Origin of the sequence: Christensenella sp. (assembly GCF_034927525.1) — a bacterium.
Taxonomy (GTDB): Bacteria; Bacillota; Clostridia; order Christensenellales; family Christensenellaceae; genus Christensenella.
On sequence record NZ_JAYFPU010000302.1, the window covers coordinates 1 to 21,500 of the forward strand.

The 21,500-nt window shown below is 49.1% G+C and carries 22 protein-coding genes, 1 tRNA gene and 1 riboswitch; of the genes, 10 read left to right on the forward strand and 13 right to left on the reverse strand.

The window, feature by feature from the left end; genetic code table 11:
* The 12 genes from VB081_RS12090 to VB081_RS12145 all read right to left on the reverse strand — a co-directional run.
* Positions 1-527, reverse strand: a 527-nt coding sequence (locus VB081_RS12090) for a substrate-binding periplasmic protein (RefSeq protein WP_323401053.1), incomplete at its 3' end; no start/stop codon positions are given.
* Positions 528-748: 221 nt separating this feature from the next.
* The gene (locus tag VB081_RS12095; protein WP_323401054.1) at positions 749-1,684 is read right to left on the reverse strand and encodes an aldo/keto reductase; all 936 of its coding nucleotides are present in this window, start codon (positions 1,682-1,684) and stop codon (positions 749-751) included.
* A 40-nt stretch (positions 1,685-1,724) separates the two neighbouring features.
* Complete coding sequence (locus VB081_RS12100; RefSeq protein WP_323401055.1) at positions 1,725-2,222, reverse strand: SEC-C metal-binding domain-containing protein; 498 nt, start codon at positions 2,220-2,222, stop codon at positions 1,725-1,727.
* 6 nt (positions 2,223-2,228) lie between these two features.
* Entirely contained in the window at positions 2,229-3,440 is a 1,212-nt protein-coding gene (locus VB081_RS12105) for an NADP-dependent isocitrate dehydrogenase (protein ID WP_323401056.1), read from the reverse strand.
* 29 nt (positions 3,441-3,469) lie between these two features.
* Complete coding sequence (locus VB081_RS12110) at positions 3,470-4,639, reverse strand: D-alanine--D-alanine ligase family protein (protein ID WP_323401057.1); 1,170 nt, start codon at positions 4,637-4,639, stop codon at positions 3,470-3,472.
* Between the two features lie 191 nt (positions 4,640-4,830).
* Positions 4,831-6,489 carry a UDP-N-acetylmuramoyl-tripeptide--D-alanyl-D-alanine ligase gene (locus tag VB081_RS12115; protein WP_323401058.1) on the reverse strand — a complete coding sequence of 553 codons (1,659 nt, stop codon included), beginning with the start codon at positions 6,487-6,489 and terminating at the stop codon, positions 4,831-4,833.
* A 13-nt stretch (positions 6,490-6,502) separates the two neighbouring features.
* On the reverse strand, positions 6,503-7,273 hold the full coding sequence (locus VB081_RS12120; RefSeq protein ID WP_323401059.1) for an alpha/beta fold hydrolase: 771 nt from the start codon (positions 7,271-7,273) through the stop codon (positions 6,503-6,505).
* 1 nt (position 7,274) lies between these two features.
* Positions 7,275-7,748 (reverse strand): ribosomal protein S18-alanine N-acetyltransferase, encoded by a 474-nt coding sequence (gene rimI, locus VB081_RS12125; protein ID WP_323401060.1) that lies wholly within the window; start codon positions 7,746-7,748, stop codon positions 7,275-7,277.
* Positions 7,738-8,424, reverse strand: coding sequence for a tRNA (adenosine(37)-N6)-threonylcarbamoyltransferase complex dimerization subunit type 1 TsaB (gene tsaB, locus VB081_RS12130; protein ID WP_323401061.1), 687 nt, complete (start codon positions 8,422-8,424; stop codon positions 7,738-7,740). The genes rimI and tsaB overlap by 11 nt, the downstream gene beginning before the upstream one ends.
* On the reverse strand, positions 8,421-8,846 hold the full coding sequence (gene tsaE, locus VB081_RS12135) for a tRNA (adenosine(37)-N6)-threonylcarbamoyltransferase complex ATPase subunit type 1 TsaE (protein WP_323401062.1): 426 nt from the start codon (positions 8,844-8,846) through the stop codon (positions 8,421-8,423). The genes tsaB and tsaE overlap by 4 nt, the downstream gene beginning before the upstream one ends.
* A gap of 63 nt (positions 8,847-8,909) precedes the next feature.
* Positions 8,910-9,533 carry an ECF transporter S component gene (locus VB081_RS12140; protein ID WP_323401063.1) on the reverse strand — a complete coding sequence of 208 codons (624 nt, stop codon included), beginning with the start codon at positions 9,531-9,533 and terminating at the stop codon, positions 8,910-8,912.
* Positions 9,534-9,571: 38 nt separating this feature from the next.
* On the reverse strand, positions 9,572-10,177 hold the full coding sequence (locus VB081_RS12145) for an ECF transporter S component (RefSeq protein WP_323401064.1): 606 nt from the start codon (positions 10,175-10,177) through the stop codon (positions 9,572-9,574).
* Positions 10,178-10,244: 67 nt separating this feature from the next.
* Positions 10,245-10,365: riboswitch (FMN riboswitch) on the reverse strand.
* Positions 10,366-10,491: 126 nt separating this feature from the next.
* Here VB081_RS12145 and VB081_RS12150 point away from each other — a divergent pair.
* The 4 genes from VB081_RS12150 to VB081_RS12165 all read left to right on the forward strand — a co-directional run bounded on the left by VB081_RS12150 (position 10,492) and on the right by VB081_RS12165 (position 14,188).
* Positions 10,492-11,901 carry an alanine/glycine:cation symporter family protein gene (locus tag VB081_RS12150; protein ID WP_442872722.1) on the forward strand — a complete coding sequence of 470 codons (1,410 nt, stop codon included), beginning with the start codon at positions 10,492-10,494 and terminating at the stop codon, positions 11,899-11,901.
* Positions 11,902-11,980: 79 nt separating this feature from the next.
* Entirely contained in the window at positions 11,981-13,390 is a 1,410-nt protein-coding gene (locus VB081_RS12155; protein ID WP_323401066.1) for a hypothetical protein, read from the forward strand.
* A gap of 101 nt (positions 13,391-13,491) precedes the next feature.
* Positions 13,492-13,575: transfer RNA gene (locus VB081_RS12160), tRNA-Leu, on the forward strand.
* A 121-nt stretch (positions 13,576-13,696) separates the two neighbouring features.
* The gene (locus VB081_RS12165; RefSeq protein ID WP_323401067.1) at positions 13,697-14,188 is read left to right on the forward strand and encodes a cysteine hydrolase family protein; all 492 of its coding nucleotides are present in this window, start codon (positions 13,697-13,699) and stop codon (positions 14,186-14,188) included.
* 204 nt (positions 14,189-14,392) lie between these two features.
* Here VB081_RS12165 and VB081_RS12170 read toward each other — a convergent pair whose 3' ends face one another.
* Positions 14,393-15,103: a GntR family transcriptional regulator gene (locus tag VB081_RS12170; RefSeq protein ID WP_323401068.1), complete on the reverse strand. Its 711-nt coding sequence runs from the start codon at positions 15,101-15,103 to the stop codon at positions 14,393-14,395.
* Positions 15,104-15,496: 393 nt separating this feature from the next.
* Here VB081_RS12170 and VB081_RS12175 point away from each other — a divergent pair, with 393 nt between their 5' ends.
* From VB081_RS12175 to VB081_RS12200, 6 genes are all read left to right on the forward strand, one after another.
* Positions 15,497-15,811 carry an L-rhamnose mutarotase gene (locus VB081_RS12175; RefSeq protein WP_323401069.1) on the forward strand — a complete coding sequence of 105 codons (315 nt, stop codon included), beginning with the start codon at positions 15,497-15,499 and terminating at the stop codon, positions 15,809-15,811.
* 124 nt (positions 15,812-15,935) lie between these two features.
* A complete protein-coding gene (locus tag VB081_RS12180) occupies positions 15,936-16,676 on the forward strand; it encodes an SDR family NAD(P)-dependent oxidoreductase (RefSeq protein WP_323401070.1) in 741 nt (246 codons plus the stop codon).
* A gap of 40 nt (positions 16,677-16,716) precedes the next feature.
* Complete coding sequence (locus tag VB081_RS12185; RefSeq protein ID WP_323401071.1) at positions 16,717-18,240, forward strand: sugar ABC transporter ATP-binding protein; 1,524 nt, start codon at positions 16,717-16,719, stop codon at positions 18,238-18,240.
* Entirely contained in the window at positions 18,237-19,265 is a 1,029-nt protein-coding gene (locus tag VB081_RS12190; protein WP_323401072.1) for an ABC transporter permease, read from the forward strand. The genes VB081_RS12185 and VB081_RS12190 overlap by 4 nt, the downstream gene beginning before the upstream one ends.
* Before the next feature lie 3 nt (positions 19,266-19,268).
* On the forward strand, positions 19,269-20,267 hold the full coding sequence (locus VB081_RS12195) for an ABC transporter permease (protein ID WP_323401073.1): 999 nt from the start codon (positions 19,269-19,271) through the stop codon (positions 20,265-20,267).
* Positions 20,268-20,320: 53 nt separating this feature from the next.
* Positions 20,321-21,433 carry a substrate-binding domain-containing protein gene (locus VB081_RS12200; RefSeq protein WP_323401074.1) on the forward strand — a complete coding sequence of 371 codons (1,113 nt, stop codon included), beginning with the start codon at positions 20,321-20,323 and terminating at the stop codon, positions 21,431-21,433.
* Positions 21,434-21,500: the final 67 nt, after the last annotated feature.

Below are 21,500 nucleotides of genomic sequence, written 5' to 3' on the forward strand. Positions count from 1 at the left end.
TTTGCCTCGCAACACTGTCCCAGCTCACCATTTCTGACAGTCGCCTTCTCATACACAGCGATCCGTATATCATCCAGTGTCTTTAGGTTTGTCTCATTGATTTTTGTATTTTCTTCCAGTACGTTTAACGTCGTATATGCCGTTCCATAGCTATAGCTTGGATAATCATATGTTTTCGCAAGTTCCTCATTGTATACCGTTCCGCCCATCAAATCCACTTCGCCGTTTTGTACTGCTTCAAGTGCACTGCTCAGCTGCGCATTGATATCTCCCTCAAATTGTACCAGTTCAACATTCCAACCGGTATATTGGGCGATCTCTTGCAGGTATTCGTAGGTATATCCGCTGTAATTCCCCTCTCCGTCTATCTCCGTTAGCCCATATTGTATCGGATATGCAACCCGCACGACATTCTTTTCCTCCTGTGCATGCGCGGTCACCGGCAAAAAAGCAAAAGCCAAAAGAAGCAGTGCGATCACGCAAGCAAATATGGCATGTATTTTTTTACGGGAAATCGTAAGATTCAAAAGCCCGATCCATTTCTTCCGGCCTCACCATCGTCGCCTTCCCTTCGCCGTCCATGCAGCGTTCAGAAAGCATACATCGGTTACCAGACTATTCTTGTATTGTATCCTATTATATCCCACCTAAAATAAAAACGCAATTTTGTACATGATTATTTTACAACTTAAATTTTTTGCATCAAAAAAGGCTTCGTACTAAAGAACGAAGTCTTTTTCATTTCACTTTACGGAATCATGTTTCCTGCCGCTTTGTACAACTCGTACCATTCCTGTTTTGTCAGCGGCACCTGCGACCCGCTGCAGCAATCCGCAAGGCGTCCGGGCTTTGTCGTCCCCGTGATGACCTGCATGTTCGCCGGATGGCGCGTGATCCATGCAACAGCAATCGCCGTATTCTTCACGCTGTACTTTTCCGCTAGGCGGTCAATGACTTGATTTAATTGCGCATAGTTTTCCATATCCCCCAAAAACGGCCCTTCAAAGAACCCCTTCTGGAACGGTGACCACGCCTGCACCGTAACATCGTTTAATCTGCAATACTCAAGGATGTTCCCATCCCTGTCAATACTCTGGTCAAGCTTCATGTTGACGGACATGCCCGCGTCGATCAGCGGCGTATGCACGATACTCAGCTGAAGCTGATTAAAAACAAGTTTTTGCTTCACTGATTTCTGGATCAACTGCATTTGCATCGGGTTTTGATTCGAAACGCCAAAATAGCGCACCATACCCTGAGAGTGTAGATATTCAAACGCTTCTGCGATCTCGTCCGGCTCCATCAGCGCATCCGGTCTGTGCAGCAATAGCACATCCAGATAGTCAGTCTTTAAACGCTTAAGGCTGCCTTTGACCGATTCCAAAATATGACTTCTGGAAAAATCATAATAGGCTCCGTCGCCATCGCATTTTACAATGCCGCATTTGCTCTGGAGGATCATCCGTTCGCGTTTGTCGTCGTTCATCTCGATCGCATCCGCAAACAGTACTTCGCATTTGCCGCAGTCATACATATCGGCATGGTCAAAGAAATTGACGCCTTGCTCTAACGCTGTCTCGATCAACGTACGCGCATCCGCCTTTGAAAGCTCTGTCAAGTGCATACAGCCCATCACAACATTGGATACTTCAAGGTTCGCATCCGGTACTTTAAAATATTTCATCGTACGCTCCTTTTCGTGCGGGCTGTTCGGCATATGCTTCTTATTTCCCGCAACACTTCTTATATTTTTTACCGCTTCCGCACGGGCATGGGTCGTTCCTGCCCGCTGTTTTCTCGCTTGTCGCCTGTCCTGCCTTGCGCCACTCGCGCGTGATATCGTCGCGCTTTTCCTGCGAAAGCACGCCGTCCCATTCCTCTAGTGTATATAACCACTTTGCCTTCGCATCATTCATATTATAGAAAAGTTTTTCAAAATCAATATCCAGCTTGACGGGGGAATCCGCCTCCAGCTTTTCAACGTCGATCTCCTTTTTCAGGCTGGTGTTGATCCCGTCCATAAAACCGCAGAAAACGACCGGATCCATTTCGAATTTGTCTGCAACTTCTTTAAGCGTCCCCTCATAGGTTACGCCCGTATCCGCCAGTATCGTTTTATATACTTCCGTTTCCGCCGCAAAATAGTCATCCCAAAACTCCTGTTGCTGCTGCGGCGTCTGCGCCATCTGTGCAAGCTGCTGCCATTGCTCGTATAATTTCATCGCAATCTATCCCCTTAATTCCTCATCCAGCCTCTTGGCTACTTCTTTGATGAAACCCTCTGTATCGACCACTTTCTTTTCCGGCTTCTCCCACAAAAGCGCTAAATCTTTTGTCATCACGCCTTCTTCGATCGTACGGATGGAAGCGCGTTCCAGCGCGTTGCCAAAGTCCATAAGTTCTTTGTTGCCGTCAAGCTCGCCACGTTTTTTGAGCGCGCCCGACCATGCAAAGATCGTCGCCATAGAGTTTGTGGACGTTTCTTCTCCGTCAAGGTGCTTATAATAGTGGCGCGTCACTGTGCCGTGCGCCGCTTCATATTCAAAGTTGCCATCCGGCGAAACAAGCACGGACGTCATCATAGCAAGGCTTCCGAACGCCGTCGCCACCATGTCGCTCATCACATCGCCGTCATAGTTTTTGCACGCCCAGATATAGCCGCCTTCCGAGCGGATCACGCGCGCGACCGCATCGTCGATCAGCGTATAGAAATATTCGATGTTCAATGCTTCGAATTTTTCTTTGTACTCATTGTCATAGATCTCCTGAAAAATATCCTTGAACGTATGGTCGTATATTTTGGAGATCGTATCCTTCGTCGCGAACCACAGATCCTGCTTGGTGTCGATCGCGTAGTTGAAGCAGCTGCGTGCAAAGCTGCCAATGGATTCATCTGTGTTGTACATGCCCTGCGCAACGCCGCCGCCCTCATATTCAAACACGGGCAGTCTTGTTTCCTTGCCGTCTGTCTCAAATACCATTTCAAACTTTGTATGCGCCGGCACGCGGTATTCTGTGTTGCGGTAAACGTCGCCATATGCGTGACGCGCAATGGTGATGGGCTTTTTCCATGTTTTCACAGAAGGAGAAATGCCATCCACGACGATGGGCGCGCGGAACACCGTTCCATCGAGGATCGCACGTACCGTTCCATTGGGGCTCTTATACATTTCCTTTAATTTGTATTCGTCCACACGCTGTGCGTTGGGCGTAATGGTTGCGCATTTCACGCCCACGCCGTATTTCTTGATCGCATGCGCCGCGTCATATGTCACTTTGTCGTCCGTCTCGTCCCTGTAGGGAAGGCCAAGATCGTAATATTCAATATTCAGGTCGATGTATGGGAGCAATAAGTTCTTTTTGATCATGTCCCAGATGATTCTCGTCATTTCGTCGCCGTCCATCTCCACGAGAGGCACAGCCATTTTGATTTTCTGCATCGTATTTTCCTCCTGTTTTTTGCGGCGGCTTATTTTTTGATCCCTTTTAGTCCGCCCTGTTTCATCTTGTCCAGTATATTGGAATCGAACGCATAGCTGTTGTCACGCTTGTCGCGCATCTGCATTTCTGCGCAGTTCACGCATTCGTCGATGAGCTGTTTGAAAGAAATGCCCATCGGCTCGTACAAATAATATGCGAAAGACCCGGGGATCGTGTTGACTTCGTTCACATAGACTTCGTTCGTGTCCTTATCGATGATGTAATCAATACGCACCACGCCCTTTAGGTCGAGCGTTGTAAAGACTTCTTTCGACATTTGCACGATCTTGTCTGTCTGCTCCTTTTCAATGGGGGCCGGAATCTGGCGCGCGAGCGATTTCATCCCTTTCGAAGCGCCCTCGCTACGCAGATATTTTTCTTCAAAGTTCAGAAATCCCTGCCACGAAATCGGCTGCTCGAGAAGGCTCACCTGCACATCGCCGCCATAGCCGAGCACCGCGCTGTTGATCTCTACCAGATTTTCTACTGCATGCTCTGCAAGCACGCGCCGATCATAAGAAAACGCTATTTCAAAAGCATTCTCAAGTTCCTGCGCGTTCGCCGCTTTGGAGATGCCAATGGAAGAACCGAGGTTCGCGGGCTTCACAAACACCGGATACCCGATCTCTTCTTCCGTTTTTTTGATCACAGCCTGTGCATCGGCGCGAAATGCGCTGCGCTCGAAATGTACCGCCGGAAGAACAGGCAGTCCCGCGCCCTTAAAAGCGCATTTCATGACGATCTTATCCATGCCCGTCGCACTGCCCGTCACGCCCGCACTGGAATACGGGATGTCCGCAAGCTCCATCAAGCCCTGCAGCGTGCCGTCCTCGCCGTGCATGCCGTGCATAGCGAGCATCGCCACGTCTATCTCCGCAAATACCTTTGTCCCAAACTTGGTCGCGTATTTCAACTCTTTGGTCGGGTGCGGCTCCAGATAGACCTTGGTCAGTTTTTTGTCGTTCGGGTCAAAATCCTTATAATACTGCGTGTCCCGTAGAACGTCGCCGCAGAACCACTGCCCGCTGCGCGAAATATATACGGGAAATACATCATACTTTTCCTTGTCCGCATTTTCAATGATCTGATTTCCGGTGATGATGGAAACGTCATGCTCTACGCTTCTGCCTCCAAAAAACACCGCCATGCTTTTCTTCATATATTGATTCCCTCTCAGTAAATTTGATGCTTCATATAGTTACCGTGCCTGTCATGAACGCCTAACACAACGTACTCGCGTAGCACTCTGGGCAGTAGGCTGTTCCCATTCTCGCGTCGCCTACGGCTTGCGCTCATGGACATCCCTTGCCGGGCCGTCGTTAGCCGAACCATAGGTTCGGACGACGCTCCCTATTCATTATAATGGTCGGGCAGGTCATTTTCAAACAAAATCACATCGCCCGGCTTTGTCAGGTGTCCCATCACGTTCGTCGCTTCACCCAATGTCTTCGCCACGTATATGTTGTCTTTTTCAAACCCGCTGCGCACAAGTCCTTCATAAATGGGCTTCGTATGCTTGGGGCCGATCAGGAACACATACGTCGCAACCTCTGCCATCGCCTCGCCGAATTCGTAGTTTTCCTGCGCTTCGCGCTCCCCGAGCTCTACCAGCCCCGGCGTTACCACAAACTTCTGTCCCTCAAAACACTGCAACACTTCAAGCGCAGCGCGCGTTCCCGCCGGATTGGCGTTGAACGCATCGTCAATCACCGTGATTCCATTGTTCGTGGGCACGATCTGCAGCCTATGCTCCACAGGCGGCGCCTGCTGCACGCCCTGCTGTATCTGCTCTACGCTCAAACCAAGCTCCAGCGCGATCGCGATACATCCACAAATATTTAAGATGTTATGCCGCCCTAAGAGCTTTGTCGTGCAGGTAAATTCCCCCTGCGCGTATTCGATCGTAAACGTGCTGCCCTGCGCGGAAAACACGATATCCTTCGCGCGGACGTCCGCTTCCCCTTCATAATCCATCGCATACAATATTTTCCTGTGTATCTCCGTAGGCTCATAAAGCGCGCGGCAGTATTCGTTGTCGCCATTGAAAAACGCAGTGCCCGTATCCTTGGGCAGCCCCGCGATCAGCTCATATTTTGTTTTGACAATATTTTCGATGTTATAGAACGTTTCCAGATGCTGCGGCCCGATCGAAGTCAAGATGCCCATCTGCGGATGCACAAGGTCGACAAGCTCCGCAATGTCTCCCACATGGCGCGCGCCCATCTCCGCGATAAACACTTCGTTGTTGTCCGTCATCTGCTCACGGATCACGCGCGTCAACCCCATCGGCGTATTGTAGCTCTGCGGCGGCACCAGCGTATCATACTTCTGCTTTAGGATCGTCCCTAAAATGAATTTAACGCTCGTCTTGCCATAACTTCCCGTGATGCCGATCTTAATCAGATCATTCCTTGCATCGATTTTCTGTTTTGCTTCATTCAAAAATTTATTCTTTGCGCTGTTTTCCACCGGCGTCATGATCTTATTCGCAAACGGCGTCATAAACGGCACGAGGACCATAAAGATCAGGTATCCGAACGGCGGCAGGAAAAAATTCACGTAAGGCACAAACATGATCACGCAATAAAATGCCGCGTATAGAACGATCTGGCAAACAAGCAGGCGCTTTACCCGCGCGGTAAATACCAGCGGCTTTTTCGCTTCCCCCTTGCGCGATTTGATGATATACAAGATCGTTAACACAAACGCCAGCCCGTAGCACGCGAGACACGCGATCAAAAAGCCTATGTTCAGTGCGCCCGACGTTGCAAGCAGCGACCAGAAGAAATAACCCACCACCGTGATCCATCCAAGCAGCATCGGCGGCAGTAAAAGCTTCCTGCGGTTTTCCTTCAGGCGGTTAGAGAATCCTTCGTTCTGATAGCTCTCCAACTGCATAATATGGATGTATTTCAGCTGTGCCAGCATGGATAGTACAGCTCCGGCGATGACCGAACCAAGCACCACATATGTAGAAATGACGAACCATGTCATAAAATTTGCATCCATCTACGTTACCCCGTTATTCCTTAAAAAAACTGTTGATGACCGCCATAAACTGCGGAAATTGATCGAGGTACGAGAAGTGGCCCGCATCCTTTAACACCACCAGCCCTGCATCCGCGATCTCTTTTTCCATCGTCTGCGCCATATAAAGCGGCGTATCCGTATCGTTCTCCCCGTATATAAGCAGGGAAGGCGATTTGATATCCTTCAAGTATGGCGTCAGGTCTTCGTTCACCACATTGACGAAGGTTTTCTTCATACAATCCGGCAGATTTTTATAGTCGCTGCTGCCCGCGTTTTGTATACGCTTTTCCACATCTACGCCAAAAAACATCGCCGCATTCTTCATGCCCGGTTTTTTAGCAATCTTCTTACACAGCTTATAGGTATACACCTTTGCATAATACTTCGCGCCGCGCTTAGGCTTCACACCTGCCGCATCCACAAAAGCGATCTTGCCGATCAGCTCCGGATATTTCGACGCAAGCAGCATCGTCACACGCCCGCCAAACGAATGACAGATGATATCCGTTTTCGCAAGGCCTATCTCACGCATCCATTTCGCGGTCAACTCCGCATAATCATAGATTGTCATTTCCTGCTGCGGCACTTCGCTTTGCCCAAAGCCCGGAAAATCCAGCGCGATCACGCGCCTGCGTGTTTTTAAGGAATTGATGACCGGCGCAAAACTCTCGATACGCGCACCCCATCCATGCAGCAGCAAAATGTCCTTGCCCGTTCCTTCGATCTCGTAGTGCACCTTTAGCCCGTCCACCGTTGCAAACATCTCAGTAGCCCTCCAATCCCGGCCCGCGTTCCGTCCACATGACGTACGCGTCCTCGCCGTTGTTGGAATAATACCGCTTGCGGATGCCGTGGATGGTAAATCCGCATTTCTTATAAAGCCTGAGCGCAGCCTTGTTAGAGACACGCACTTCAAGGGACATCGCGTCTGCGTCGTGCTCCTTTGCTACCTCGATCAATTCACGCATGAGCGAATAGGCATATCCCTTGCCGCGGTACTCCGGCAAAATACAAACGTTCGTGATATGTGCCTCGTCAAAGATGATCCACATTCCGCCATAACCGATGATCTGCCCCTTAAGCTCTACCACAAGATACACCGTGTTTTCATTCTCAATAATATCATCGTACAGCATCGCGTACGACCACGGAAACTCAAAGCTCGTATTTTCGCAGTAATGGATCTGCTCTAAATCCCCGATCTGCGCTCTGCGTATCGATATATCGTTACTTTCCAATACTTTCTTTCCTCAATCTTTCCGCCTGGCTTTCCCGCAGATATCGCGGACAAAGCTCATCATAGGCCAAAAGTGCATCGTTTTGTGCCTGCCTGTAAGCAAGCGCACATACAGATGACGCGCGCTGCATGATAAACTGTGGCGGCAAAAAGACGCTGTGCGGATTATACCCGCGTATCTTATCTTCAAACTTGAGCGCCGCATCGCCCACAAAGACTACCGTTTCGCCCGGCAGCAGCTTTGTTACCAATTCCTTAAGCGGCAGCGCGCATTCCTCAACGACTGTTTGCGCGCCCTGCTTTGCCGCAGTATAGACCTCTTCCCTGCGCGCATCCATCACTGCGCACACGATGCTTCCGTCCTTCGGCGCATTTTCCATCAGCGCGTCAAGCGTACTCACGGCCGCAACAGGCTTTCCTGCCGCGTGCGCCATCGCCGCGCAGGCAGCCACGCCGATGCGTATCCCCGTAAAAGACCCCGGCCCCACGCACACCGCAAACACGTCGACATCCGAGATATCCTTGCCCGACAAACGCAGCACATCGTCCACCGCGGCCATCAGGGTCTGTGAATGCTTTTTCCCGCTGTCGATATAGATTTCTGAAAGCAACGCTTCGTCTTCGCTCAATGCAACACTGAGCGTCGTGCCTGTGGTATCCATACCCAGTATATTCATACGCCCGCCTCTTCAACTGTGATCTTTCGCTGCGTATCGCCCATTCGCTCTATTTTGACGTCCAGTCTTTCCTTCGGCAGCGCATTAGGGATCAAATCCGCCCATTCGCATACGCACACGCCGTCGCCCGTCGCATATTCGTCAAAGCCGACCTCCAAAAGTTCGTCCTCGTCTCCAATGCGGTATACATCAAAATGGTAAAGCGGCAATTTCCCGCTTTCGTAGGCACGCAAGATCGTGAACGTCGGGCTCACGACCGGCTCTGTTACGCCGATCCCTTGCGCAAGCCCCTTCACAAATGCCGTCTTTCCAGCGCCCAAATCTCCATAAACGGCAAGAAAGCTGCCTTTTACCAAACGGGAAGCCAGCTTTTTTGCAAAATCTTTTGTCATTTGTTCGTTATCGCTTAAGAACTCCTGCATGAACGCGTTTCATTCCTTATATTATATATCAAAATACTCATGTTATATAATATAGTAAAAACGCTAATTATGCAAGAAGCGCGCTAATTTCTTGTAGAGCAGGAATACGACCACCGCATCGATCGCGAGCTTGGTAGCTGTGAGCGGCATTGCAAAGATCAATACATAGCCGAGAAGCGAATCTGCCGCCGGATTGATCGCGCTGCTTGCTGCAATGATCGCTTCCATCGGCATGAGGCCGGTGTTGGCATAAAACGGGATCAGTACATAATAATTGAGGACGCCCGCCACGACCACCGCAGTCAGTATCCCTACCAGCGTACCGATGATGGCAAATTTGAAGTTGTGCTTCTTTTTGTATATGATCGCTGCAACTACGACGAACGCCACACCGATCAGAAAATTGGCAAGCTCGCCTACGCCGCCCGACATGCTGCCCCTGACCAACAAAAAAAGCAGGCATTTAATGCCCTGAATAATGATGCCGGCAACGGGGCCTAAGGCAAACGCTCCTAAAAGAACCGGTATTTCTGAGAAGTCCAGCTTCAGCCACGGCGGGATGAACGGGAGCGGCAGTTCTACATACATCAGTACAAACGCCACTGCCGCAAGAATCGCCACGCGCGTAATGTACTGTGCTTTTGTGATTTTCCTCTTTTGTGTTGCATTTTGTGCAAGTGTTTCCATAATAAGGCCTCCAATCAGAATTTTTCAGCTGTGCGCGTTTACGCTTCTCTCGTACATCGTTTGTTCTTTACTGCCGGGGTCTCCGGTACGCAAAACAGCTTCCCGACGGACTTGTACAGCACAAAAGTGATCGTTGCGTTGATGCCCGCCTTTACCAGATTAAAGGGCAGGATCGCCGGTACGATCAACGTCAGTACCTGCTCTCGTGGAACGTTCATAAATATCGGTGTAATAATAATATTCCACAATATCATCATTACTGTCCACACGCCAACGCCTGTTATCAGCGCCACAATAGCGTTCTTTCTCGTTTTGCTGCGCCTATAGATGTTGCCCGCAACCAGGACGAACGATCCTGTCGCCAAAATGTGCATTACGATTCCGATAATGCCTGACGAAGCGCTCACCGTAAGCCCCTGTAGCACGGACACGATGACCGTCAGAATGAGCCCGGCAACAGGCCCGAACGCAAAGGCGGTAATGAAGATCGGGATGTCCGCCGGATCGTATTCCAGAAATGGCAGGAACATCGGGATCCGCACCATGTACACGAGCACGATCGAAAGGGCTGCCATGATCGCGAGCGACGTGATATTGCGTGTGGTCAGTTTGGGTTTACTTTTGTTTTCCAGTGTTTGCATCATTATAATGACCTCCAATAAAAAATTTCCGCGAATGCAAGCATCCCCGGAAATCATATTGAAAACAATATTTTTTCTTCTCTCATCCAGACTTTAACTGTCGGCTACGGAATTCCACCGTATCGGCTCCTATGAAGGAGTTCGCAGGCTATACTGCCGGTAGGGATTTACACCCTGCCCCGAAGACTACATTCACTTTGTATTTATCATACCGCACCACCATATCCCTGTCAAGGCGGCAAAATTGACAGAAAAAAGCCTTTTAGGTAAAATAAAACCATATTCAAGTCAAAAAATTCATATACAGGGGTATGTTTATGATATTTTCTGAAGTTCTCAAGAACATCAACGATTTCGTTTGGGGGCCCGTTATGCTCATTCTGCTTGTCGGGACAGGCGTTTTTTTGATGATCCGCCTGAAGTTCCGTCCGTTACGGAATCTGGGCTATGCGCTTTGTCAGGTGTTTTCCAAGCATAGTATGAAAAAATCTGACAATACGGACGCGGGCGATATTTCGCCGTTCCAGTCCCTGATGACAGCCCTTGCCGCGACGATCGGTACGGGCAATATCGTCGGTGTCGCGACAGCGATGACACTAGGCGGCCCCGGCGCCCTTTTCTGGATGTGGATATCCGCCATCTTCGGACTTGCCACCAAATATGGTGAATCCGTGCTTGCCGTATTTTACCGCGAAAAGAACTCCAAAGGCGAAATGTCCGGCGGCCCCATGTTTTCCATCAAAAACGGCTTCAAGGTCAGGTGGCTAGGTACGATCCTTTCCATTGCGTTTGCGGTATTTGCCGTCATCGCCTCCTTTGGCATCGGCAACCTGACACAGATCAATTCGATCTCCGAGGCGGTTCTCAACACTTTTTCCATCCCCACATGGATCACTGGCATTGTGATCGCCGTCCTCGTCGGTATTGTACTGCTGGGCGGCATCAAGTCCATCGGCAACGTCTCATCTAAGATCGTTCCTTTTATGGCGGTATTTTATGCAGTCGGCTGCCTGATCATCATCATTGCGAACGTCGGCAATCTGCCCACAGGCCTCGGACAGATCATGGAAAGTGCGTTTTCATCGCGATCTATTCTCGGTGGCGTCGCTGGGTTCACCTTTGCAACAGCGCTGCGCTTTGGCGTTGCACGCGGCGTGTTCTCCAACGAAGCCGGCCTTGGAAGCGCCCCCATTGCTGCAGCGGCAGCCAAAACAGACCATCCCTGTCGGCAAGGTTACATCAATATGACGGGCACATTTTTCGATACGATCATCGTATGCACACTGACAGGCCTTGCCATCGCCTGCTCAGGCGTACTTGGTACGCTTGCCGCGGACGGCAGCCTCGTTACAGGCGCTTCGCTCACTATCCTTGCCTTTGACAGCACTCTCGGTTCTTTGGGTAGCGTGATCGTGACCATCGGGCTGATTCTTTTTGCCTTCTCCACCATACTCGGCTGGAGCTATTACGGCGAAAAGAGCCTCGAGTTCCTGATCCCGTCCATGAAAGCAAAGTATATCTACCGGGCGCTGTTCGCCTGTGCCGTTTTCGTTGGCGCAATCACAACGCTTGAGATTGTATGGGATTTTTCCGACACGGCAAACGGTCTCATGGCGATCCCCAATCTTATCTGCCTGCTTGTATTGTCGGGCGTGATCGTTTCTCAGACAAAGGATTTCGACGACAAATTCTTACAATATGAAAAACGAAGCAGAAAAAAAACCTGACCGATTGAAAACAAGGATTCATTATATTATAATAAAGAACAGATCATTTGGTTTACCCAGCCGTTAAGGAGGCACTGCTTTGAAAAAAATTGCTATATTGATAGCGCTTGTGATGATACTGATGGTTCCGGTGTGCGCGTTTGCGCTTCCCTATAGCGATCCCGCAGGGGATTTCAGCATAGAGATACCAGAGGAAGCAGGCACATATTATTATACACCCGGCGGGACGAACATGTCGCCGGAGCTGCTGGAATCAATAAAGGATAAGGACGATAGCCTTGCATTGCTCATTGCTTCTTATGCAACACAAACGGATAACGCACTCTCCTATTCCCTCGATATTACGGAAACGCCGCTTGCCGTCTCCGGCGCGTCCGGCGCCGCAGCAACACCTACAGAAGACCCTGCTGCGTCTGCGCCTGTCGAAGGTGCGCTCAGCGTGACCGACTTTTCCATGCTGAACGACGAGCAGATAGCTGCTATCGTCGCACAAAAGCAAGCCGAGTATGGCGAAGACTATGTGTTCGATCCGCATACGGTCGAACAGCTGAACGGTAAAACAGCGATCGTACTGACAGGCCGGCTTGCAGAAGACAATGGTTATACCACAAAAATTTACATGATCGCGCAAAACAACACAAACTTCTCTATTACTTCGCTTTACAAAAATGATGAGGCCGACACTTTCTTGAATCAGGCGATGGTTCCTTTGAATTCGCTACAGTTCACAAGTGCTGCGGCAGTGGCAAGTCCTTCTGTAGAGCCTACGCCCGTGCCAACGCCTCAGCCGACGGCTGCCGTTGTTGTGACGCCCGAGCCCATGCCCACCCCCACGCCGGAGCCGACCGGTTTTGCGGCGATAGGTGCGTTTTTCTCGAATCTTGGCAACAATATACAAAATGCGTATTATAATGATCCGAATTTTGTATTTTATGTGCTCGGAGCGGCTGTCATCATTGCCGTTGTTATCATCGTCATCCTGCTCTTAAAGAGTCGCAGCAAGAAAAACAAAGGCGGTAAGGGGAACAAACCGTCGCTGCCGGACGATAACGTCGGATCAACGCCCGACCCCGTGCCCGAGGCGCCCAAAACAAGCGCTGAGGACTTTAACGACCGTTATCAGGCGGACATCAGCCGCTATACCCAACAGCCGAATGGCTACGATCTATCCGACGTCAGCCGTTACACCCAGCAGCCGGAAGGCCATCAGGCACAGGACAACGCCACACAGGCCGGCGGATACAACCCTTCGGATATCAGCCGCTATACGCAGCAGCCAAAGGGCTATGACTTGTCCGACGTCAGCCGCTATACACAACAACCAAAAGGTTACAGGAAAAGCACGGCGGACATTTCTGAAAGAGTCGAGAAGACAGAACCTTACCAAAACCGTGTGCCGCTTTCTCAGGAGGCGATCAAGAACGAACCTCCGCGTGATCCGAATGCCCCTAAGGTCGGCTCGCGTGCAGCGCGTCACAAAAAGAAATAGGATAAAAAAGAACGGCGCGATAACGCTGTTCTTTTTCTTTTGGAATACTTGACTTAGCATTTGATGTATATTATAATATTTCTTGCTGATTCATTATTCATGCGGTAGTGCTGGAATCGGCAGACAGGCACGTTTGAGGGGCGTGTGTCCATGACGTATGGGTTCAAGTCCCATCTACCGCACCAAAATCGCTTCAATAGGAATTGAGAAATCGTTCCATTGGAGCGATTTCTATTTTATAATATAATGATACGGTGCTTACCCTTTTTATATAGGTGATAAATTGGAATTTAGTGAGGAATAAAAATGAAAAAAGCGGCTTTAGTCGTAATAGACATTCAAAATGACATAACAAAGAATTACAAGGAAATAATTGATAAGATCAATACGTCGATTGATTGGGCAGTCAAAAATGACATTCATGTCGTTTATATAAGGCATGAAAATTTATCGACTGGCACGAGGACCTTTAAGACCGATACCCATGGGGCTGAATTAGTTTCTGATATGAAAATAGCGTCAAAAAATATTTTCACAAAATACAAAGGAAATGCGTTGACCAGCGAGGAGTTTGCAGACTTTATTGGTAAAAACGAAATATGTGATTTTTACATAGCAGGAGCAGATGCTGTCGCTTGCGTTAAATCAACTTGCTACAACTTGCGTAAAGCAGATTATGGGGTTAATGTCCTGTCAGATTGCATCACCAGTTATGATAAAAGGAAAATTGACGAAATGCTGCGTTACTATGAAAGTAAAGGTAGTAAAATCATTCGCTTGAGCGATCTCTTAAGTTAAGCGCTTATTCACATAGTTTTCGTTTGAAAGCGTAAATTCCTATTTATCTCTTGTGTCTTTGTAAAGATGTCGTAGTAATCATATGTTTGTGCCATAAAACTTAATTATATAGCTGCTTTTGAGTTTGCCCTTATGAATACTCGCACCATTAAAAAACCCGCTTAACAGGCGGATTTTTGCTTTATACAGTAGTTTGTATGATGATCATTGTCCGCCCTGCTTGGCTTTGAGGTCGGATAAATGCTTGATGATCGTAAGGTAGGTTTCCACGCCCTTTTCCACGTGCGCACGCAAGTTTGTCAAGGTAAAATCAAGGTCGCGGTTTTTAAGCCCCATCAATATATTGTCATGGAATGTAAATGTTTTGCGCAGGTTATGCAGCTGCTGCTGCATAATATAGGTGCGGTTCATTTCCATAATGCTCCGGCTCAGGTTATTGGTGATCTTCCATACATGGATGTAGACCTTAAAATTCGCCTGCATGATGATTGCGCGGTGAAACTCGCCGTCAAGGTCTGTAAAGACGCCTTCGTTATTCAGCTCCAGATGCACGCGTGACTGATCGAGAAGCCGCTCCATTTCCTTGATCCATGCCCAATATTCGTCGTCTGCAGGTTTCGATAATATTTTTTTAATGGATTCCGATTCTATAAAATAACGCAGATCATAATACCCGTCGATATCCGAAGGTGTGAAGCCCGTGGCGATCGAACGTCCGTTGGAAGGCGTCATCACAAGCCCTTCCATCTCCAAAAGGCGCAGCGCCTCACGGATCGGCCCGCGGCTCACTCCAAAGCGTGTGGCGAGCTCAGTCTCGTTAAAACGATCTCCTTCGTTGATTTCATTTCCCAAAATCTCCTGACGCAAAATGTCAGATATCCGCTGGGCAAGATTTGTTTTTAAATTATTTATCATAGTTATAATCCACTTTTCTTGAATTTTGCATCTTAAATTTAGTTTAGTGCACAATATGTGAATTGTCAACAAAAGACAGTAAAGTGCTGATCAAACAAATGAATGGTTCATATGGAAATTTTCCCGCTTCTTTGTGAAAAATAAAACTTTCCAAATAGGCTTGCTTTTTTCAAATACGCAACGTATAATTATTGTTAACAATAAACAGTAATCAGTTTTAACCCCAAAATAACAAATTGAAAATTGAAAAACCTGAACAATGCCAAAAAATGGCAATACGTTATGCGTACATTCCAAAATTGTTGACAGTTAACAAAAATACATGGCGGACAAAATTCAAGATAGCAAGACAGGAAACAGCAAACAATAAATTGAAAAGGGTGGAAATCAATTATGAAATATGCTTGGACCTGGAACATCAAACCGGAATATCTCGACGAATATGTCAAAATGCACGCACAACCGTGGCCGGAGATCATGAAGGCGCACCACGATGCGGGCTTTTACAACTATTCGATCTTCCAAAACGGCTGTCAGTTCATTTATGTGTTTGAAAGCGACGACGCGCAGGCTTCCTTTGATTATGTCAATAACAACGAAGACTGCAAGCGCTGGAATGCGATCACAACCAAAATGATCGATACAGATTTTGACGGCGCGATCGACAGCGGCATCCATTATTTACACGAGGCATTCTATCTGGAATAGCCAAAACGCATGCTTCCCCGCGTCCAACGGCCGCGGTCAACCATTTTGTTTTGAAAAGAGGTGTTTTGTTGTTGTATTTTCAATTGCATAAACAGGGTTTATTGACGAAAGACGGAGGAGTTATATGAAATTATTGGAAGGCAAGACAGCAATCATCACAGGCGGTGCAAGCGGGATCGGAGCCGCCTGTGCAAAAAAATTTGCACAGGAAGGCGCGTCCTTTATCATGATTGCCGATCTCAATATCGACGAGGCACGCACAAAGGCAAGCGAAATCACACAAAAATACGATACGCAATGCGTCGCGCTCAAAACAAATGTGGTAATCGAACAGGAAGTACTCCAGGTATTTGAAGAATACGCCAAAAAGCAAGACAGGCTGGATATTTTGTTAAACTGTGCAGGCATCGGACGTATCGTCAATATGGAAGATATCACCACACAAAGCTGGGATCTCACCATGAATGTCAATCTTCGCGCAGCGTTCCTGTTTGCACGTGAAGCGCTCAAAATGATGAAAAACCAGGGATATGGAAGGATCATCAACATGGCGTCACAGGCGGGTAAATCCGGCGGCCTTACGATCGGTATCGATTATGCCGCATCAAAAGGCGGGTTGCTCAATCTCACAAAATCCCTTGCAAAAGCGGCGGCAGAGTATAACATCACAGTCAACAGCATCGCACCCGGGCTCATCGCCACGGAAATGACCTCAGATTTTGGCTACGACCCGCATTCGGTTCCGCTAAAAAGGATCGGCACTCCCGAGGAAGTCGCGGATGCAACGCTGTTCGCCGCTTCAGACCTTTCAAGATATGTGACGGGTGCGTGCATCGATGTGAACGGCGGGATATCCATGTGGTAAGAAAGAAGGATCACAATAAAAAAGAAAAGGAGATAAATCGATGGCAGAAGCAACCAATCCGATCATAAGCGCAAAAAATATTGTGAAATCGTTTTCGGGCGTAGTTGTGCTTAAGGATGTTGATTTCAACATTTATCCGGGCGAAGTGCATGCCCTGATCGGCGAAAACGGAGCAGGAAAGTCCACGCTGATGAAGATCATCAGCGGCGTTCATGCCCCCACTTCGGGAGAACTCAGCATTGAGGGACAGCCCGTCGTATTCAAAACGCCTCACGACGCACGTGCAGCAGGCGTGGCGCTCATACATCAGGAACCACTCACCTTTCAGGATCTGAATGTCACAGAAAACATTTATCTGGGACATACGCGCGGCGAAAGCAAGCTGACGATCAACTGGAAGGAAAAATATAAGGAAGCCGCCGAGCTCTTAACGTCTCTGGAGGTCAACATGGGGCCAAAAGACCCTGTGCGCGGCATGACGATCGCAGACCAGCAAATGATCGAAATTACAAGCGCCCTTTCACAGAACGCCAAGGTGATCATCATGGACGAGCCGACTGCAGCGCTTTCCCACGGCGAAGTCAAAACGCTTTTCCAGATCGTGCAAAAGCTCAAACAGCAGGGGAAAGGCATTGTGTTTATCGGGCATCGTCTTGAGGAGATCATGGAGATCAGCGACAGGATCACCGTCCTGCGTGACGGAGAGCTTGTGGGCGAATGCTTCAAAAAGGACGTCGACCAGGATAAGCTTGTGCAGATGATGGTCGGACGTACGTTCAAAGAACTAATTGTAAAGGAGCAGGCAGAGATCGGCGAAGTCCTGCTCGAGGCCGAGCACCTTACCTATCCGGGCAAATATCAGGACGTCAGCATCAATGTGCGCCGTGGCGAGATCGTCGGTATGGCCGGGCTTGTAGGCGCGGGACGCAGCGAAGTCGCTTCGGCAATCTTTGGTACCGATCCTGCCATCGCCGGAACGATCAAAATAAACGGTGAGCAGGTAGTGATCAAAAGCGCGATCGACTCCATGAAAAAAGGCATCGCCATGATTTCTGAAGACCGTGCACAGACAGGTCTTATCCTGCCGTTCAGCATCAAGCAGAATATGACGTTTGCCATTTTAAAAGAGATCAGCAAAGGTCTGTTCATCAATACAAAGGAAGAAAATAAACTGGTCAGCGAATATTCGGATTATCTGCGGGTCAAGATGCGCGACGCAGACCAGCCGGTGTCCGAGCTTTCCGGTGGCAACCAGCAAAAGGTAGTCATCGCCAAATGGCTGCTGACCGAGCCGGATATCCTTATCCTCGACGAGCCCACACGCGGCATCGACGTAGGCGCAAAAGCGGAGGTCTATAAGCTGATCAGCGAGCTTGCGAAGCAAGGCAAGGCGATCCTTATGATCTCGTCAGAGCTTCAGGAGATTTTGCAGCTCTCAGACCGGGTCTATGTTATGTGTGAAGGACATGTCACTGCTGAAATGAACAAGGATGAGATCGACAGTGCAAAAATTATGATGGCGGCGTCCACGCGCAAGGATACCCGCAAGGAGGCGTCACAATGAACAATACACTCAAGAAAAAGCATATTTCTGCAATCGGCGCCAAGGAACGGGTGACACTGATCATCATCATTATCCTGTTTGTTGTTTCAGGGATCGCCAAGCCTGAGCTTTTCACTGCAGAGCGTCTGCCGGAGGTCGTCAATAGCGTCCTTTTATGGATGCCCCTCATTTTGGTGGTATCGGTCGGCATGATGATGATCATCATCACACGCAACATTGATCTTTCCGTGGGAGCGATCGTGGCGGTGTCCGCAATGGTGGCCGGAATCCTGTTCCGCGATTTCAATATCCCCATCTGGCTCGGCTTCCTCGTCTCCATGGGCGTTGGCTACCTGTGCGGCGCGTTCAACGGATTTTTGATTTCATATTTGAAAATTCCGGCGATCATCGTCACGCTAGGCACCATGAACGCCTTCCGCGGACTGACCTTTATCTTTGCCGACGGTAAGCAGATCACTGGCTACGAGCTTCCGAAGGGTCTCTCCTCTTTTGTGACGGAGGGCTTAAAAATCGGCAACCTCATCATTCCGTGGATCGTGTGGATCGCCATCGGGATCGCGGTACTGTTTTACTTCATTCTGAAAAAGACGCACTTCGGGCGCGAGGTATACGCTGTCGGTTCCAACTTCCAGGCTGCATACCTGCGCGGCATCAACTGCAAAAAAATAGTATTCAACATTTTTTGTATCACAGGCGTTTTGTGCGGCATCGCGGGCATGATGTACGCGGCAAGGTATGGATATGTCAATCCATCCAATACGGGAGACGGATTTGAATTTATCGTCATATCCGCGACCATCATCGGCGGCGTGAGTGTTTCAGGAGGCTCGGGAACCGTTTTCGGAACCTTCCTAGGGTGTATCCTGCTCGGCACGGTCAATACAATGATCGCAATGGTGGGCATCCCCGGCGCGGTACAGACCTTCTGCTACGGACTGATCATCGTGATCGCGCTGCTTGCCGATCGCATCGTCCAGGTATCGCAGGAAAAGAAAACGATGAAGCTGAAAAAGGAGGTAAACTGAATTATGAAAGCAAGTAATACGCAAACAGTGCGCCCCATCAAGCTTCCATCTCTTTTGAAGCGCCGCGAATCCTTTACGTTCGTACTTCTTATCATTGTGATTCTTGTAGGGATCGCCTTATCGCCCAGCTTTCAGGATATGACATATATCCTCAAATCAGCGACCAAATATATGGAATTTGGGCTGGTCGCCCTCACGATGACGCTTGTCATCATTGCAGGACAGATCGACCTTTCCGTCGGTTCCATCATGGCGTGCGTGGCGACCTTTACAGCCATGATGTTCCATGCCGGCATGGATATGGGTCTTGCCTGCGTGATCGGCCTTGTGATCGCGTTTGGGTTCGGCACGTTCAACGGCATACTGATCGCCTATGTCAAGCTCCCTTCCATGATCGTTACCATCGGTACAATGTCGCTGTTCCGCGGACTGTCGCAGATATTTATTGGCGACGCAAGCCTCGGCAAGTTTCCGGAATGGTTCAACAGCATCGAAAAAAACGCGGTGTTTAAGATCGGCAATGCGAGTTTCAGCGTGACGATCCTGCTCTTTATCATCATGTCCGTAGCGTTCTTCTTTATTCTCCATAAGACGTCTCTCGGCAGAAAGATTTTTGCGATCGGCACCAACGAACGCGCAGCAGCTTACTCCGGCATCAACACAAAAAGGATCAAGTGTCTCCTTTTCAGCTTTTCCGGACTGATGGCAGGGCTTGCAGGAATCCTTACCATGTCCCGCCTGCTGCTCGTGCGCTTTGATATGGCCTCGGGCGGCGAACTGGACGTGATCACGATGGTGCTGCTCGGAGGCGCAGACATCAACGGCGGAAAAGGAAGCATCCTCGGAACATTCCTTGCGGTCATCATCGTGTTGCTGTTAAAAACCGGCCTTATCGTGGCAAATGTCAAGGCGCAGGATCAGATGTTTGTTATGGGTCTGCTGCTCCTGCTGTCCATTGTCATCCCCAATGTCGGACAGATGATCAGGGACAAAAAAAATTAAATTCAATTTCGGCGCGAAATGCCGGAAAAAATAAAGTACAATAGGAGGAAAGAATGAAAAGTAAAGTTACAGTAATCGTATGTTTGGTGTTGGTTGCACTCTTTGTTTTTGCAGCATGCGGTACGCCCGCTCCTGCCGTTTCCGAGTCAAAGGCTCCTGAAACAACGTCTGAAGCTCCCTCGGATGGCGGCGGCAGCGATGACGGCGGCGAAGCTTCCGGCGAACCTGTCAACATCGTATTCATCCCCAAAAACCAGGGAAACCCGTACTTTGAATCCATCGTTTTAGGATTCCAGAGAACAGCGGAAAAGCTGGGCGCTGACAAGGTTAAATTCGAGACGACAGGCCCCGCAACAGCAGACGCTACTTCCCAGATCGAATACGTTGAAGCAGCTGTCCAGAACGGCGCTGATGTAATCTTCATCGCAGCAAACTCCAATGACGCACTCAACGGAACGTTTGACGACGCACGTGCGGCGGGCACAAAGATCGTTATCATCAATCAGGACATCCCAGGCAGCGAAGACCACCGCGACGCGGCAATCATGCCGGTCGATTTCACAAAAACCGGTACAGTCCTGCTTAACACGCTGGGTGATATGATCGACTTTAAAGGCGATTTCGCGATCCTTTCCGCTACGACGGACGCTCCCGACCAGAACACATGGATCGACGATATGAAAAACCTGCTTGCGTCGGATGAAAAATACAAAGACATGAATCTCGTTGAAGTTGTATACGGCGATGACCAGCCGGAAAAATCCACCACAGAGATGGAAGCATTGCTTGCAAAATATCCTGACCTCAAGGGCGTGATCGCGCCGACGACGGTTGGTGTGGCTGCTGCTGCGAAGGTAATCCAGACAAAAGGCGTTGCTGACAAAGTAAAGCTGACAGGCCTTGGCCTTCCTTCCGAAATGGCTGAATTTGTTCTGGATGGCACCGTAGAGAAATTTGCACTTTGGAATCCTCCGATGGAAGGCGACATCGGCGTTTACATGGCGTTGGCATTAAAGGACGGTTCGCTCACCATAGAGCCGGGCGCGACCTTCGAGGCCGGAGAATATGGTACGTTCACCTTCACGGACAACGGACAGATCATCTCTTTGGCAGAGCCCATGATCTATGACAAATCTAACATCGAAGAATTTGCGGCACAGTTCTAAAAAACAGATATGGCGCTTCCCGCTTGTGGGGAGCGCCATATAAAAAAGACGGTACTGACCGGTAGAC

Bases quoted from the DNA above. Each gene is read 5' to 3' on its own strand.
- VB081_RS12165 (WP_323401067.1), top strand. From the start codon at position 13,697: ATGAAAAAAGCGGCTTTAGTCGTAATAGACATTCAAAATGACATAACA.
- tsaE (WP_323401062.1), bottom strand. From the start codon at position 8,846: ATGCAGGAGTTCTTAAGCGATAACGAACAAATGACAAAAGATTTTGCA.
- VB081_RS12185 (WP_323401071.1), top strand. From the start codon at position 16,717: ATGGCAGAAGCAACCAATCCGATCATAAGCGCAAAAAATATTGTGAAA.
- VB081_RS12100 (WP_323401055.1), bottom strand. From the start codon at position 2,222: ATGAAATTATACGAGCAATGGCAGCAGCTTGCACAGATGGCGCAGACG.
- VB081_RS12145 (WP_323401064.1), bottom strand. From the start codon at position 10,177: ATGATGCAAACACTGGAAAACAAAAGTAAACCCAAACTGACCACACGC.
- VB081_RS12110 (WP_323401057.1), bottom strand. From the start codon at position 4,639: ATGAAGAAAAGCATGGCGGTGTTTTTTGGAGGCAGAAGCGTAGAGCAT.
- VB081_RS12190 (WP_323401072.1), top strand. From the start codon at position 18,237: ATGAACAATACACTCAAGAAAAAGCATATTTCTGCAATCGGCGCCAAG.
- VB081_RS12150 (WP_442872722.1), top strand. From the start codon at position 10,492: ATGATATTTTCTGAAGTTCTCAAGAACATCAACGATTTCGTTTGGGGG.
- VB081_RS12095 (WP_323401054.1), bottom strand. From the start codon at position 1,684: ATGAAATATTTTAAAGTACCGGATGCGAACCTTGAAGTATCCAATGTT.
- tsaB (WP_323401061.1), bottom strand. From the start codon at position 8,424: ATGAATATACTGGGTATGGATACCACAGGCACGACGCTCAGTGTTGCA.
- VB081_RS12180 (WP_323401070.1), top strand. From the start codon at position 15,936: ATGAAATTATTGGAAGGCAAGACAGCAATCATCACAGGCGGTGCAAGC.
- VB081_RS12120 (WP_323401059.1), bottom strand. From the start codon at position 7,273: ATGTTTGCAACGGTGGACGGGCTAAAGGTGCACTACGAGATCGAAGGA.
- VB081_RS12175 (WP_323401069.1), top strand. From the start codon at position 15,497: ATGAAATATGCTTGGACCTGGAACATCAAACCGGAATATCTCGACGAA.
- VB081_RS12115 (WP_323401058.1), bottom strand. From the start codon at position 6,489: ATGGATGCAAATTTTATGACATGGTTCGTCATTTCTACATATGTGGTG.
- VB081_RS12195 (WP_323401073.1), top strand. From the start codon at position 19,269: ATGAAAGCAAGTAATACGCAAACAGTGCGCCCCATCAAGCTTCCATCT.
- VB081_RS12200 (WP_323401074.1), top strand. From the start codon at position 20,321: ATGAAAAGTAAAGTTACAGTAATCGTATGTTTGGTGTTGGTTGCACTC.
- VB081_RS12105 (WP_323401056.1), bottom strand. From the start codon at position 3,440: ATGCAGAAAATCAAAATGGCTGTGCCTCTCGTGGAGATGGACGGCGAC.
- VB081_RS12140 (WP_323401063.1), bottom strand. From the start codon at position 9,533: ATGGAAACACTTGCACAAAATGCAACACAAAAGAGGAAAATCACAAAA.
- VB081_RS12170 (WP_323401068.1), bottom strand. From the start codon at position 15,103: ATGATAAATAATTTAAAAACAAATCTTGCCCAGCGGATATCTGACATT.